Raw genomic sequence first — 14,642 nt, forward strand, 5'->3', positions numbered from 1 at the left:
TAGGAGTGAGTATAGTATGGTAGAAAATAAAGTAGTCGTTATTACAGGTTCTGCAAGTGGTATCGGATTTGAAATCGGAAAAACATTCGCTCAAAACGGAAGCAAAGTAGTCTTAACAGACCTTAATGAAGAAGGCGTTAAAAAGGCTGCAGAAGAATTAAAGAGTCTTGGACTTGAAGCGATCGGCCTGAAAGCGGACGTTACAAGTGAAGAAGACATCAAGAGCATGATCGAAACAGCACACAAAGAGTATGGCCGTGTTGACGTTTTGATCAACAACGCTGGTCTTCAGCACGTTTCACCGATCGAAGAGTTTCCAACAGCTAAGTTCGAACTTATGATCAAAATCATGCTAACAGCACCATTCATCGCAACGAAGCATGTAATGCCGATCATGAAGCAACAAGGTTTCGGCCGTATCATCAACATCTCATCCATCAATGGTTTGATCGGATTCGCTGGAAAAGCAGCCTACAATAGTGCTAAGCACGGAGTAATCGGTCTTACAAAGGTTGCTGCACTTGAATCAGCAGCAGAAGGTGTTACGGTAAACGCACTTTGCCCAGGTTACGTGGACACACCGCTTGTTCGTGGTCAGATGGAAGATTTAGCGAAAACAAGAAACGTTTCATTAGATAAAGTGCTTGAAGAAGTTATCTATCCACTAGTTCCTCAAAAACGTCTTATGGAAGTTAGTGAGATCGCAGACTATGCGATGTTCCTATCAAGCGACAAAGCGAAAAGTGTAACTGGACAAGCAATCGTAATCGATGGCGGTTATACAGCTCAATAATTTTTAGTTTTGATGAACCTCAGCCATGTATTTTGGCTGGGGTTTTCATTTTGTGTATAAAGTGGAGTGGGAGGCGGCTGTTGTTTTGCTAGGGGTGAGGGTATATGCAGAGGTGGTACTAGTCGAACGTTGTCGACTCGCCGATATATGAGGAAAACTCGCGGGATTATGGGCAAAACTCGCCGGATTAATTCAAAAATTTCAGGGATTATGGCTGGGATTTCCGGAATTATCTTGGTGAATACCCCTTGTGGTATCAACTGAAATCACCTATGAGCCACAAAAAACATCATTTTTACCTTCAAGTATTGAACTATGTGCCACAAAGATCACTCGAGATAGTAAACAAAGAAAAGACCGACTAAAATCACCATTTTTTAGTCGGTTTTTGTACTTTTTTTATTCATTTGACGTGTTGTAAGGAAAGCAAGCATCCAGAAGCGTAACCTAACTCTCCCACGAGCTTCAATATCATACTCTAAAGTGCTTCCCTAACCACTTTCTTATAATAAAGAACAGACAGCACCCCAAAGATTGAATAGAGGATCGTATACACGACCATGACGATGTTCATTGGTGTCCAGAGTTCAGCTCCGAACAGGAACCAGCCAGATTGTACGGCGAAATAGCTGTGAAGCAAGCCGACCAACAGTGGAATTCCAAAATTAAAGAGCTGCTTATACTGAATGCCCTTCAACAGATCACTCTGGGTGTAACCTAGTTTTCGCAAAATCATATAGTTCGGCTTTTCACTTTCTCCCTCGTCCATCTGTTTGAAGTAGAGGATGCACCCTGAGGTGACGAGGAAAGTTAGTCCGAGGAAACCTACGATAAACATCATGAGTCCCATGTTTTTCTTTTGATTCGTGCTGATCTCATGACGAGATTCGTTGTATAGCTTTTTATACGTTTCGGTTGATTTAAACAGTTTATCTGCCTCTTCCAGTTGTTCTTTATTTTTAATGTCGATCCCAATATAGAGGCTGGATTCTTTTTGGACCTTAGGATCGATATCTTTTTTCATCTTCTTAAAAATTGCATCATCAACGATTGCGGTTGGAACACCTCCGGCTGTGAAATACCAGGAGACGGGATAATCATCTTCTAAGCCTGCATAACGTTGAGTGAGCGTTTCTGTCTTTCCTTTGATCTTAATAGAACCAGAGCTCTTTAATGGCATAAATTTTTGAAGCAGGTCGTCATAGCCGGTAAAGACCACTTCATCCGGTGAAACGTCCATGCCGGATATTGACTTTTCGCTAACTAAAGGGAGCGCCATCGCTTTTGGATCGATTACGAGTTCTTCTAAGCTTCGATCAATAAGCTGCGATGCGTTAACTGTCACCTGGATCACTTCAATCGATTTTTCCGAATATGGAATATTGTTCTTCTCTAAAGCAGCTTGAAACGTATCTGCTGACTCTCTATCGATGATTGAAAAGTCATGTGGAACGTTATTTTCAGCTGTTTTCTCTGCAGAATAATACGAGATGTATGCAAGGCACAACAAAGCGATTGAGAGCGCTGAGACGGTTGTAATGATCATAAGCAGAAGTGCGTTCGACTTCATGCGGAACATAACGGATGCGAGTGACATCACTTCGTTAATGGAAAGATATCCACCTTTTCGCTTTCTCACTAGGTTTAGCAGAAAACTAACAGAGCCTTTGTAAAAGAAGTACGTACCTAGAATGACGGCAGCCAAAATGAAGATCATTGCTCCAAATAATTGAGGCATCGTTGTAAAATCGCCGCCGAACAGTTTGGAAGATACGATGTAACCTGTCGCGATCAGAACAAGACCCACTATTCCCATCACCATCTCGAAGCGAGATAGTTTTTTCACTGTGATTTCTGTAGAAGAAGTGACACGGAATAGGGATAGGATGGTCTGCCTTTTAATGAATGTATAGTTCATGATCATGATCAACAGATAGATGACTGTGAAAACGATAACCGTTTGTACAAGAGCTTGTGGTGAAAACCGTAGTGATGCGATCGAATCAACACCCGTCGTCTTGAACAAAACGAGAATTATTAATTTTGAGAACGAAAATCCTGCAAAGATTCCGATTAATAGGGATCCAAAGTAGAGAAATAAGTTTTCAATAGAAAGAATGCGAAAAATCTTACCCTTTGTCATCCCGATTAATTGAAACAAACCGATCTCTTTACTGCGTCGTTTGATAAAGATGTTGTTCGCGTAAAGTAAAAAGACGGATACGATCACGACCAGCAAGATAGAAGCGGCTCGAATGGCTGCTTCACCTTTTACTGAACCTTCAACAGAATCCATCGATGGGTCATATTGCAGAGTCACAAAAGCAAAATAAAGGGCAGAACTGAACACTAAAGCAAAAACATATAGATAATAACTTCTTAGGTTTTTCTTTAAATTTCGAAAGATCAATTGATTAATGTTCATGCTGAACACCACCTAAAACACCTTGCGTTTTCATAATATCCTTAAAGAAACTCTGTCGATCCTGTTCTCCTTTCATAAGCTGCGTGTAGATCTGTCCGTCTTTTATAAAAACCACACGACTGCAGTAGCTTGCTGCAACAGGATCATGCGTCACCATTAAAATTGTCGCTTGTCTGTTCTCGTTAAGACCGCTTAATTTGTTGAGAAGGTCAGACGCAGACTTGGAATCGAGAGCACCCGTCGGTTCATCCGCGAAGATGATGCTTGGCTCATGAATGAATGCGCGTGCCGCAGATGTTCGCTGCTTTTGGCCACCTGAGATCTCGTTCGGATATTTATCTTTTATCTCAGAAATACCGAGCTCTGTTGCGACTTGATTAAATTTCTTTTCAGCTTCTTTTTTCGGTGTTTTGGTGATCGAAAGCGGCAGCAGAATATTTTCTTTAACGGTTAATGTATCTAAAAGGTTGTAATCTTGGAAGATGAAGCCAAGGTTGTTCTTTCTGAATTCTGCCAGCTGTTTTTCCTTCATAGCTGTCATCTCAAATGAGTTGATTTGAATCGTTCCTTCGCTTACTTGATCGATAGAGGATAGAACGTTCAACAATGTCGTTTTACCGGATCCGGATGCTCCCATGATACTGATGAACTCACCTTTTTCAACGGAAAGATCAATGCCTTTTAGGACGTGCTGTTTATTATTTTTATTTCCATAGCTCTTATGAAGCTTAACTGCTTTCAATATACTCATAATCTAATTACCCCTCTCTGATAGTTTCATTATAGAAAGCATTTCAGTCCTTTTCCTTCTTTTCACATAACAAAACAGAAAAGCATGTGACACTTTCGTCACATGCCCATCGTTTGATCGAACTCATTTCTTTTTGGGAAAGCGAGTGTAACGGTTGTTCCTTCATTACGCTTTGACTCTACAGAGAGTTGAATATGTAGGGATTCGGCTGCTTTTTTGGCTAAATATAACCCCATGCCGGTGGAAGCTTGATCTTGATGGTCTGTTGTTGACGTGAACCCTTTATCAAAGATACGAGGCATATCCTTTGTATCAATTCCTCGACCAAAGTCTTGAATTCTTAAATAGTTTCTGTCGTTCAAGCTATAGCTGTTAATGATGATTTCTGAAGAATGGCTGTATTTCACAGCATTCGTTAATATCTGACGAACGATGAAAGCTAGCCATTTTGCATCGCTTAAGACATGATGAACTTGAAGATCGAAATTGAAGCCAATTCCTTTTTGAATGCACCAAGATTGCAGTGTTTTCAGTTCAGAAAAGAGCAGTGTCTCAAGCTCCGTCCTTTCCATATAAAGATCGTTCTTAATAAAAGGAATCCTCTTTTGATGGAGCTGCTGATCAAGCAGAAGGTGGATACGAAGCCACTCGTAGGTCAGATCTCCTTTTAGTGGCGTATCGTCCATCCGCTGAATCATCAGATGCATGGCCGTTAGAGGCGTCTTAACCTCATGGATCCAGGCTAGGAGATCGTCCTTTTCCTGTTCGATCAATAAACGGTTCTCAGAAGCGGTTTGTTTTAAATGCTTCGTTTGTTCGATGATGCTGTTTTCAACGATTTTCTCAAAAGGCGAAGAAGGTGATGACATATTAGAAAGGTCAAAATCATTTTCCCTTTCCTCGAGCTGGTTGAAGAAGGCTGTTTCTTTTTGATACCGAGAAAAAAGAAAGATAACAAAGACGATTAATGAGATGAACACGATATAGCCAACAGCAGAAAGAGGAATCGATGAATCGAGATAGGCGATCAAGAGGAAGATGATCTGCTGTAATAAAAAGAGAAAAATCCAACTGACGCGTTCGATTAAAAAGCGTTTAATCATACAGAATCCTCTTCTATTGCACGATAGCCTTGTCCTACTTTCGTCTCGATAAATTGCCCGAGTTCGATTTCCTCTAGACGTTTTCTTAAACGATTCACATTCACGGTGAGGGTATTGTCACTAATGAACTTTTTATCGTCCCATAAGCTGTTGATGAGATTGTCGCGACTAACAATTTTATTCTTTTGCTCGATCAGAAGTTTAAGAATAAACACTTCATTCTTAGTCAGTTCAACGGAACCTTTCTCGTTTGTTACGGTATTCTTTTCATAATCAATTTGAGCGCCGCACCACGTTTTAAGGCTAACAGTGTCTGTATTATAATTATAAACACGCCTGAGAATCGCATGAATCTTTGCGATCAAGACTTCAAAATGAAACGGTTTTTGGACAAAGTCGTCTGCACCAAGCTGCATGGATAAGACCATATCGCTCGGATGATCACGCGAAGATAAAAAGATGATCGGCACATTAGAATGCGATCGAATGTTACGACACCAATGAAAGCCATCGAACTTCGGCAGCTGTATATCGATGACAACAAGGTCAGGTTTAATTTCTGTAAACTCCTGCATCACCCGTCCAAAGTCAGTAATACCATATACCTCATACGACCATTGAGACAATCGTTCCTTGATCTCGCTGAATAGCGTCAAATCATCTTCAATAAGCAAAATTTTAAACATCTATTATCACCACATCATTACTTGATATGTTTTTTAGTGTATAGCAAAACTTGGATATTTTCTAGGATGTGCATTTTTTTAATTGGTTTTCATATGCTTCGGAGCTCTTGAAAGTGGTTGGTTTCCACTTCAGATCGCTCGCTTTCCGCGGGGTGTGCGTTGAGCCTCCTAGCGCTTTGCGCTGTTAGGAGTCTCAACTGTCCCACTGATCCCGCAGGAGTCTCGCATCTTACGCTCCAACCAACTTCACAATGATGAAAGGAAAAGTGATGCAAAGTTACAGCAGAAAAAAGATGCCTTCTGTATATAGGCATCTTTTCTAGAAAACTTATGATGCTACAACCTCACTCATTAAAGCGTGGGTATTTCCTTCTGAATCCTTATAAAATACCATCCATGTCTCCGTATGCTCCATCTTAGCGACGATATGAGGGGAGTCTAGGAAAAATACATCTTTATGTTTAAGTTTCTCATAAGCTTCTGTGATGTTTCCTACCTGAAAGTATATAACGGAACTAGCTCCTCTAAATTCTTCCTTTTCAGGAAGGCTGAGAAGTAATCTTAGACCGTTACAATCAAAAAAGGCCATATTCTCGGTACTAAAAAGAAGTTGTAAACCTAATACGTCCTTATAAAAGTGAATCGAGCGTTGGATATCTAGAACGGGTACTGCAATTTGTCCAACACTTTGAATGACATCAGTCTGAATGGTCATGTTAATCTCTCCCTTATCATTTTCTTCATCATAAACATTAGTAATAGCTATTTCTTATCCGATATCACCTTTTTTCGATATTGAAGGGGAGAGATCCCTATATGTTGTTTAAATAATCTGCTGAATGAAACAGGGTTATTCAATCCAATTTCATAAGTAATGTCAGTCATGGAGTATTCGGTAGTCTTGAGCATCGTTATTGCTTTTGCGATTCTTAACTCAGCAATATGCTGAAAAGGTGTTTTTTTGTAGATGGTTGAGTAATTTCTTAGCAGGTGATTAGGAGATAAGCATGAGATTGCTGCAATTTCATCAAGCGTAAGTTGTTTATCATAAAAGGCTCTTATGTATTCATTTGCGATGCTGACACGTTTATAAATTTCTTCGCGTGTAGATTTTCGGACTAAATCTAGTCGATCGATTTCTTTGAAGGTTTTCATTTGTTCTCTTAATAGAGCAGTCATAATGGAATGAAATTGTTCATCTAACAAGCTTGTGTCATTTTGGAATTGATTTGTATGGTATTTTAAAAGATTCATTTGATGAGTTAGCAGCGGGCTTTGTTCATACGTTTTTTCAAAAAAAGAAGCAGATGTATGATGACTAAAAGAATCATCTAACAGTTGGTGATTGGACGCTGATAGGTTACGGAATACATCGTTTGCAAAATCTTCTTGAAAAAAGATACAGAATGATTCTACTTCTTTTTGTTCGTCTATGGTTATGGTGTAAGGACCTTGATTGAGCAGCAAATAACTTCCTTTCTCAACAGCAAAATATCCTCGTTTCGTTTTGTAATGAGCCCTTCCGTTCGAAAAGGTTTTAATAGAGAGAAGTCCATTACCATCCCAATGAAATTGCGCACTCTTTGCATGAAGGATGTAATTGGATTTGCGTACGTTTTCTTCAGTCATATGATTGCTCCTAAAAGAGTTAGTAATAGGGAAATTATACCTTATTCAGCGAAATCTAAGAGAAACTTTTTCTTATTGTTCCACATGAAACAATGAAAAAAGAAGGTGATATTGTTCACCTTCCAACGTTACTCAACCTATCTTCGCACCCTCAAATCGAGTGGCGATTGGGTTTACTTCTATTTCAATGGTTGCGCCTGATGGACTCGAAGCGACTACTTGAACTTCATCGCCTCTTCTTAACTCGACGAGTGATGAAGTAGCTACGATCGCATTTGGCGATGTTATCGTTTCTTGATTTCCTGCGACGATCTCACCATTAACACGAATACCAACGAACGCAGAATACGGTGTTCCTGTATAAATCGGCAAAAAGATACTTGCTGTGAACGTATAGATGCCATGGCTCTTTGGAACAAACGTTGATGTATCTGGATTGTATTCATTATTGCTATCAAAGACCTCTACTGGATAAATCACTTGATTTGGGGTAGATCCTAAAATAAATTGAAACAGATCTTTAACTGCCTTAAACGCAGAAACTTTTTGGCAAGGCTGAATCTTTCTATGCTTGCACTCACAATCTCTTTTCATATGTGCGTACGGATCTTGATCATAATTGTAGTACATACAAACTTCCCTCCTATTTTCACTCTAATCTAGAAAATAAATCAGAGAATAATCTATCAGATTATTACTAGTAGATTATGCGGACAAGTTGTAAGTGGTGTGGATAAATAGAGGTAGGGGAAGTAGATTGCTAGACACAATTAAATAAGCGATTAGTAGTTTCTAATCGCCGTTAAAAGGTTTGAACGTACATCTAATCATATTTCACAACAGGCCATTTTTCTTTTCGAAGGGAATTCATGAGCTCAGGGCTAGCGTTCACATTCGTCTGCACGATTTCTTTAGGTGTTAAAGCCATCCATTGGTTTAATGAAACATCTGCAAAACGGTCACTTTTGAACATTTCTAAAAACCATAAACTCTTATTTCCGGTATTCTGCACATAATGCCCAAATGCAAACGGGACATATCCTACATCTCCGGCTCGTACGTCAAAAGTTCGTGCCGTTCCATTTCCAGCGAAAGCGGTCATCCGCCCTTGGCCAGCTAAATAATATTGCCACTCATCATTATTCGGGTGCCAATGCAACTCTCTCATTCCGCCAGGTTTTATTTCTACTAAAGCGGCAGCGATTCTCTGTGAGATCGGAAAATTAGTAGAGTCAACAATGCGTACGGTACCACCGGGTGTAACGAGCGGTTTTTGGGCCATTAAGCGGTGCGTGAAGCTTAATGGTACCGTTCCATAGGGATCAGGTACGGCTTGTGTTTCAATCGGACCGGGAACGGTAGACTGATAAATATAACGTTGTTCAGTCGGAATGTTCGCAAATGCGCTCTCCGGTATACCGAAGTTTGCTGAAAGAACTTCTTTCGGTGTATGTGCAAACCAATCTGAAATAGAGAATGTGCTCAGATCGGAGAAATTCCCATCATCGAATACGAGTAAAAACTCACAGCCTTCTTCAAGTCCTTGAATGGAATGAGGAATGCCAGGAGGGAAGTACCAAAGATCACCTTCACCCACATCGGCGATAAAATTCCTGCCGTTTTGATCAACTGAGGTAATACGAGCACGGCCTAAAATCATATAAGCCCATTCCGCTTCTTGGTGCCAATGAAGCTCCCTTACACCGCCTGGGGTCAGACGCATGTTTACACCAGCAAGCGTCTTTGCGACAGGAAGCTCACGAACCGTAATCTCTCTTGACCAGCCTCCAAAATTCAACTGCATATGTGTATCCGAATAGGAAAATCGCAAATTCGGGACTGTTCCAGCATCTGTTGCAGGTGAAACTAACATATCCGGATTTTGTATATCACGCATAATGTCGCGAGGTCCTAAGTCGGTCGCACCCGCACCATCACTGCGAATTGGTTGCGGAATCTGCATTGGTCTTCGTTGCTGTTGCTCTTTATTGTTCTTATCCATGTGATGAGCTCCTCTCTTATAGAAGGTTCAAACGTCATCTCTGTATTCATATGGAGAGGACATCTTGAACATGCAGATTTCTTGAGAAGGAGCCACACAAAAAAACACCTAAAAAGCCTAAGGCAGCTTAAAGGTGTTTCGTATGCGTGAAAATCTCATCTTGGTGGCTTTTAATGCGTTTTAATTGTGCCACAATAATAATGCTGATGATCACGAGCAAGAACCAGGAGCTGATCTTACCAATATGAACGAGTGACCAAGCTGCTTCCTGATTTGGATACTGCCAGGCCCCTAGAAATGTTGTAATGTTTTCTGCGATCCAGATAAAAAATCCAATCAACAAAAAGGAAAGAAGGATCGGCATTTTATAGACACGCTCGTTGATCGTATAATGAACAACGGTCTTATAAAAGATAGGAAATAAAAGCAGAATCAGAATCCATCTGGCATCAAACAAGTAATGATGAGTAAAAAAGTTAAAATAGATCAGGACACAAATACCGAAAGAAAAGAGAGGGTTCGGCCAACCAGTAATCTGAAGGTCTAGCCTCCGCCAGCTTTGGCAAATATAACTCGCAACACTTGCATACATAAAACCGCTGTAAAGAGGTACACCATAAATTTTCGAATAACCCTCTTCCGGATAGCTCCAGGACCCCATATGAACTTTAAATAGCTCTAGAGCAAGTCCGATCAAATGAAAGACACAGATGACTTTTAGTTCATCTATCGTTTCAAGTTTCGTTACGATCATCGCAACCTGTGTAAGGAGACAAAGAAGGAGTATGAAATCGTATCGAGGGATGAACGGAATGCTGACGAATTTTGAAAGAGCTAACGCACCAAAGATGATGACTGGAAAGATGCAAGAAAGTGCTTGTAAATAAGTGAATGTAAGAAGCGCCCTCATGAGCAAACCACCTTTTATCGATTGATATGGAAATATATTGTATCCATAATAACCTATGGTGATCTAAATCTCATCATATAAAAAAATGTTCAGTTTAACATGAATCTGTCAGTTGACTTACTTACTTAAGCGCTGCATCCGCTAACGAATAGACGATCGCATCATCTGTTGGTGGATTATGAAGACCGGCTCTCACATCGCGAAAGTGCCGCTGAAGCGGATTTTGTACAGAAAGACTTCTAGCCCCAACGATCCTCATCGCAAGATCTACGACTCTATTTGCACTGTTTGTTACAGAATGCTTAACGGCAGCGAGTTCTGTTCCTAGATTCTGACGCTGTTCAGGGTGGTTCACCCATTTTTCAGCAACGGCATGAAGAATCGTTCTTGCTTGGAATAATTCAAGTTCTATCTTTCCAATCTTTCTCCTCACTTCTGGCACGTCTGAGATCGGTCCTGATAATGTGTTAGGGCTATATTCTGACGCAAATTCAATCGCGTAATTCCGTGCTGCTCTTGCGATACCTAGGTACACAGCTGGTACTTGAAGATACCAGCCTTTCGGAACGACGTTCTTCCCATCTTCAACAACAAGAAGGTTTTCCTTGGGCACATAAACATCTTTCAAAAGGAGATCGTCACTTTTTGTGCCTCTCATAGAAACACTGTCCCAAGTTTCTTTTACAAAAATTCCTTTTTCCCGATGATCCACTAAGAAAAAACCTTTATGGTTCGTTTCAGAAATGGTGGCGGTGATGATCGAGTAATCAAGAGCCTCTGCCATAGAAGTAAAAGCCTTACTCCCATTGATCAGCCATCCGTCTGCTTTCTTGACTGCGGTTGTAGTAGGAATACCCCCGCGAGACGGACTTCCCGTCGCGCGCTCTGTTTGTGCCAAATTAATGAGTGCTTTTTGAATAACAACTTTCCGGCTAAGATCAGCGAACGCATCTCCGCTCCAATGACGGTTTTCCGCCGCCTCTAAAAGAGTACCCAGATGCCACCCAAGGGAAAGAGCAGTAGGAGCATCCCCCTCAGCTAAATGCTCTTGAATGGTTAAGAACTCAAGTAGATTCAACCCTTTACCACCATATTCTTTTGGAATGGTAAGAGAAAGAAAGTCAGCATTCTTCAAATCTTGAAAGTTCTCATAAGGAAATACGCCTTCTTGATCTACAAAATCTGCCCGTTTCTTAAATATTTCTTTTAGTCCTAGAGCGGTACTAACCGCTTCATCAAAATGATCTATCTCAGTGGTTTTTCTCAAAGGTAAGCTCATGGTTTCCTCCTGATTTTTTTATCATGTAGTGATTTTTTTTACATAGTTTTTATACTTCAGTGACTTGTTGGTTGGAGTGTAAGGTGCGAGACTCCTGCGGGACAGGTGGGGAGGTGAGACACTTAAGAGTGAAACGTACGAATGTGGCTCACCCCCTGCCCCGCGGAAAGCGAGCACCTGAAACGGAAATCAACAGCTCTCAAGTACTTACTTTTAATAACAACAAACACAAAAAAGCCCTCTTTCAAAGACGAAAGAGGACGTAGATTCCATATGCTTACACGCTCTCTCATCTATCAGACATTCATAAAAACATCTGCTGGAATTAGCACCTTTCTTTTTACAAAGCGGTTGCTGCAGGATCGTAGGACCAGTTCCTCCCCTGACTCTTGATAAGAAAAATATTTAATTAGTCATCACTATAGAGGATAAAGCAAACCACTGTCAACTAAAAACTGATTGTTAAGAAAATTATTTTATTTCTCTAAATTCCATTGACAGGTTATTTTTATTCCTGTATATTTCGTTACTAAATTGAATAGTATCGATTCCTTATCGAGAGAGGTGGAGGGACTGGCCCTTTGAAGCCTCGGCAACAACTATTTTTAGGACTGTGCCAATTCCAGCAAGCGAAAGCTTGAAAGATAAGAGGAAATCTTTATACGTATGTTTATTTCACGTATTTTTTAACCTCTTCTCATCACAGAAGAGGTTTTTTATTTTCTCTTGGAACGGGTACGAAAAAAATTGGATACGGAGGAATGTATGTTGAGTAAAGAAATTTTATTAAACGCGTTCGATATGACGAGTGCCATGCACAATTCTCATGGCCTTTGGAAACACCCGGAGAACAAGAGACAAAGAAGTTACAAGGATCTGAACTATTGGATCGAGTATGCAAAGCTTTTAGAAAGAGGGAAGTTTGACGCGGTTTTCTTTGCAGATGTATTAGGCGTTTATGACGTTTATAAACAAAGCAAGGCACCTTCTATTCAAGATGGGCTTCAAGTTCCTTTAAACGATCCAGCACTTCTTGTATCGGCGATGGCGAGCGTAACAGAGAACCTATCTTTTGCTGTTACGGTAAGCACAACGTATGAACAGCCGTTTGGCAACGCGCGCCGCTTTTCTACGCTAGATCATCTAACGAATGGGCGAATTGCTTGGAATGTAGTTACTTCTTATTTGCCAAATGCGGCGAGGAATTTTGGACTGCAGAATATGATCAAGCACGATGAACGATACAACATCGCAGATGAATACCTGGATGTTTCATATAAGCTTTGGGAAAGCAGTTGGGAAGATGGAGCCGTTGTAGAAGACGTTGAAAACAATAAACTGGTAGATCCTGAAAAAGTCCATGAGATCAATCATGAGGGGCAATACTTCAGCGTTGAAGGACCTCACTTGACCGAACCTTCTTTGCAGCGGACACCTGTGATCTACCAAGCGGGAACGTCTGAGCGTGGACGAGACTTTGCTGCCAAGCATGCTGAATGTATTTTTGTAGGTGGTCCAACGCCAGAGAGAATTCGTTTTTATGCTGACGATATTCGTAAGCTCGCTATCAAACACGGCCGAAATCCAGAAAACATTAAGATCTTTTCTTTTTTAAACGTGGTGGTAGGAAGAACGAGTGAGGAGGCAGAGGAAAAGTTCAAAGAGTACGCAAGTGTTTGGAGTGCGGATGCTGCAAAAGCTCAATATGGAGCGAGTGGATATGATATCGCGGAATATGAAGATTTAGATCCGGAACTTCCATTCTCGTACAATAAATCAACAGAAGGCGGACATTATAAAGCCGCTACGCTCACTACGGATGCTCCTAAACAGTTAACAGTGGGAGAAGTATTGAATCGATTCGAGTCACCAGACAGAGGTAGTTTTATAGTAGGCAATCCGGAAGAGGTAGCGGATGGGATACAAAAGCAGTTTGAAGAGTCTGGCGTGGATGGTTTCAACCTTAATCACCTTGTAACACCAGGAGACTTAGAAGCTTTTGTGGAGCTTGTTGTACCTGTTCTTCAAGAAAGAGGATTATATAAAAAAGAGTACAACAGTGGCACGCTTCGTGAAAAATTATTCTCACCCGGACAGCCTCTGCTGCCAAACGATCATCCTGCAGCTAGATTTAGAACGGTGCTAACGGAAAGTAAATAAAGAGTGAGTGAGGAGAGAAAACATATGAAACGATTTAACATATTTCTTACAGTAGCTTTATTAATTGGCGTTTTAGCGGGGTGTGGCGCTTCGGGTGAGAAAGAAAGTAAGAAAATCACGCTCGGCGCAACCGTCCCTTACAGCGACATGCTAGAAAAAGGCGTAAAGCCCTATCTAGAGAAAAAAGGATACAGTGTTGAAGTAAAAGAATTCAATGACTATGTACAACCGAACATCTCTTTAAAGAGCGGTTCATTAGATGCGAATTTATTTCAGCATAAAGTGTACATGGATGCTTTTTCAGAAGAAAATGATATGAAACTAGCTTCAGTTGTTACGGTACCAACTGCACCAATAGGCATCTATTCTAAAAAGTTCAAGTCATTAGATGAGATCAAGCCTGGAAGCACGGTTTCACTAGCCAATGACCCTACGAATTTAGCAAGAGGACTTACTGTTTTAAGAGACAATGGATTAATTGAGATCGATTCTTCAGCAAACCCGTTAAGAGTCTCGGAAAAAGATGTGACAAAAAATCCAAAGAACTTGAAGTTCCAGCCTGTTGAAGCTGCTCAAACTCCAAGAACGCTCGACTCGGTAGATTTAGCTGCGGTAAACGGAAACTTTGCAATATCGTCGGGTCTAGATCTAAAGGATGCGCTTGTAAAAGATAAACTTCCAGAAGAGATCATCAATCGAATCGTCGTGCTAGAGAAAGATAAGAATTCACAGCTCGCAAAAGATCTTAAAGCGGCGGTAGAGTCAGACTCGTTCAAAAAAGTCATACAAAGTGATTTTGAAGAGTTTCATAAGCCAGATTGGATGAACAAATAATTTAATGAAAAATAATTATCTTATATCTTGGAAAAGCTGTACGAAAGCCGTTACCAACTCTCTTATATGC

At 40.6% G+C, this 14,642-nt stretch carries 13 protein-coding genes and 2 riboswitches; of the genes, 3 read left to right on the top strand and 10 right to left on the bottom strand.

The genetic code is table 11. The annotated features are described in order from the left end of the window. Positions 1–16 precede the first annotated feature (16 nt). Positions 17–793 carry a 3-hydroxybutyrate dehydrogenase gene (locus tag H9648_RS16905; RefSeq protein WP_191754977.1) on the top strand — a complete coding sequence of 259 codons (777 nt, stop codon included), beginning with the start codon at positions 17–19 and terminating at the stop codon, positions 791–793. A 478-nt stretch (positions 794–1,271) separates the two neighbouring features. Here the strand turns inward: H9648_RS16905 and H9648_RS16910 are convergent, their stop codons facing one another. The 10 genes from H9648_RS16910 to H9648_RS16955 form a co-directional block, all read right to left on the bottom strand. Further along, positions 1,272–3,218, bottom strand: a complete 1,947-nt coding sequence (locus tag H9648_RS16910) for an ABC transporter permease (protein WP_191754978.1) — start codon at positions 3,216–3,218, stop codon at positions 1,272–1,274. Continuing rightward, complete coding sequence (locus H9648_RS16915) at positions 3,208–3,969, bottom strand: ABC transporter ATP-binding protein (protein ID WP_191754979.1); 762 nt, start codon at positions 3,967–3,969, stop codon at positions 3,208–3,210. The genes H9648_RS16910 and H9648_RS16915 overlap by 11 nt, the downstream gene beginning before the upstream one ends. A 98-nt stretch (positions 3,970–4,067) precedes the next feature. Then, a complete protein-coding gene (locus tag H9648_RS16920) occupies positions 4,068–5,072 on the bottom strand; it encodes a sensor histidine kinase (RefSeq protein WP_191754980.1) in 1,005 nt (334 codons plus the stop codon). Further along, on the bottom strand, positions 5,069–5,758 hold the full coding sequence (locus H9648_RS16925; protein WP_191754981.1) for a response regulator transcription factor: 690 nt from the start codon (positions 5,756–5,758) through the stop codon (positions 5,069–5,071). The genes H9648_RS16920 and H9648_RS16925 overlap by 4 nt, the downstream gene beginning before the upstream one ends. Positions 5,759–6,086: 328 nt before the next feature. After that, positions 6,087–6,467, bottom strand: coding sequence for a VOC family protein (locus tag H9648_RS16930; protein WP_191755062.1), 381 nt, complete (start codon positions 6,465–6,467; stop codon positions 6,087–6,089). 53 nt (positions 6,468–6,520) lie between these two features. Further along, entirely contained in the window at positions 6,521–7,387 is an 867-nt protein-coding gene (locus H9648_RS16935; protein ID WP_191754982.1) for a helix-turn-helix domain-containing protein, read from the bottom strand. 132 nt (positions 7,388–7,519) lie between these two features. Next, complete coding sequence (locus H9648_RS16940; RefSeq protein WP_191754983.1) at positions 7,520–8,017, bottom strand: C1q-like domain-containing protein; 498 nt, start codon at positions 8,015–8,017, stop codon at positions 7,520–7,522. Positions 8,018–8,210: 193 nt separating this feature from the next. After that, positions 8,211–9,389 carry an oxalate decarboxylase family bicupin gene (locus H9648_RS16945; protein WP_318243554.1) on the bottom strand — a complete coding sequence of 393 codons (1,179 nt, stop codon included), beginning with the start codon at positions 9,387–9,389 and terminating at the stop codon, positions 8,211–8,213. Positions 9,390–9,516: 127 nt separating this feature from the next. Further along, positions 9,517–10,299, bottom strand: coding sequence for a DUF817 domain-containing protein (locus H9648_RS16950; protein ID WP_191754984.1), 783 nt, complete (start codon positions 10,297–10,299; stop codon positions 9,517–9,519). Between the two features lie 121 nt (positions 10,300–10,420). Continuing rightward, positions 10,421–11,578, bottom strand: a complete 1,158-nt coding sequence (locus H9648_RS16955) for an acyl-CoA dehydrogenase family protein (RefSeq protein ID WP_191754985.1) — start codon at positions 11,576–11,578, stop codon at positions 10,421–10,423. Positions 11,579–11,864: 286 nt separating this feature from the next. Further along, positions 11,865–11,977, bottom strand: a riboswitch (SAM riboswitch). A gap of 150 nt (positions 11,978–12,127) precedes the next feature. Then, positions 12,128–12,229: riboswitch (SAM riboswitch) on the top strand. Positions 12,230–12,346: 117 nt separating this feature from the next. Here H9648_RS16955 and H9648_RS16960 point away from each other — a divergent pair. Together H9648_RS16960 and H9648_RS16965 are read left to right on the top strand one after the other, a co-directional pair. Next, positions 12,347–13,738, top strand: coding sequence for an LLM class flavin-dependent oxidoreductase (locus H9648_RS16960; protein ID WP_191755063.1), 1,392 nt, complete (start codon positions 12,347–12,349; stop codon positions 13,736–13,738). A 24-nt stretch (positions 13,739–13,762) separates the two neighbouring features. After that, entirely contained in the window at positions 13,763–14,572 is an 810-nt protein-coding gene (locus H9648_RS16965; RefSeq protein ID WP_191754986.1) for a MetQ/NlpA family ABC transporter substrate-binding protein, read from the top strand. Positions 14,573–14,642 lie beyond the last annotated feature (70 nt).

Origin of the sequence: Fictibacillus norfolkensis (assembly GCF_014836645.1) — a bacterium.
GTDB classification, from domain to species: Bacteria; Bacillota; Bacilli; order Bacillales; family Fictibacillaceae; genus Fictibacillus; species Fictibacillus norfolkensis.

Excerpts from the sequence above, each read along its gene's own strand:
- H9648_RS16920 (WP_191754980.1), bottom strand. The coding sequence starts at position 5,072 with ATGATTAAACGCTTTTTAATCGAACGCGTCAGTTGGATTTTTCTCTTT.
- H9648_RS16925 (WP_191754981.1), bottom strand. The coding sequence starts at position 5,758 with ATGTTTAAAATTTTGCTTATTGAAGATGATTTGACGCTATTCAGCGAG.
- H9648_RS16905 (WP_191754977.1), top strand. The coding sequence starts at position 17 with ATGGTAGAAAATAAAGTAGTCGTTATTACAGGTTCTGCAAGTGGTATC.
- H9648_RS16965 (WP_191754986.1), top strand. The coding sequence starts at position 13,763 with ATGAAACGATTTAACATATTTCTTACAGTAGCTTTATTAATTGGCGTT.
- H9648_RS16935 (WP_191754982.1), bottom strand. The coding sequence starts at position 7,387 with ATGACTGAAGAAAACGTACGCAAATCCAATTACATCCTTCATGCAAAG.
- H9648_RS16910 (WP_191754978.1), bottom strand. The coding sequence starts at position 3,218 with ATGAACATTAATCAATTGATCTTTCGAAATTTAAAGAAAAACCTAAGA.
- H9648_RS16950 (WP_191754984.1), bottom strand. The coding sequence starts at position 10,299 with ATGAGGGCGCTTCTTACATTCACTTATTTACAAGCACTTTCTTGCATC.
- H9648_RS16915 (WP_191754979.1), bottom strand. The coding sequence starts at position 3,969 with ATGAGTATATTGAAAGCAGTTAAGCTTCATAAGAGCTATGGAAATAAA.
- H9648_RS16940 (WP_191754983.1), bottom strand. The coding sequence starts at position 8,017 with ATGTACTACAATTATGATCAAGATCCGTACGCACATATGAAAAGAGAT.
- H9648_RS16945 (WP_318243554.1), bottom strand. The coding sequence starts at position 9,389 with ATGGATAAGAACAATAAAGAGCAACAGCAACGAAGACCAATGCAGATT.
- H9648_RS16955 (WP_191754985.1), bottom strand. The coding sequence starts at position 11,578 with ATGAGCTTACCTTTGAGAAAAACCACTGAGATAGATCATTTTGATGAA.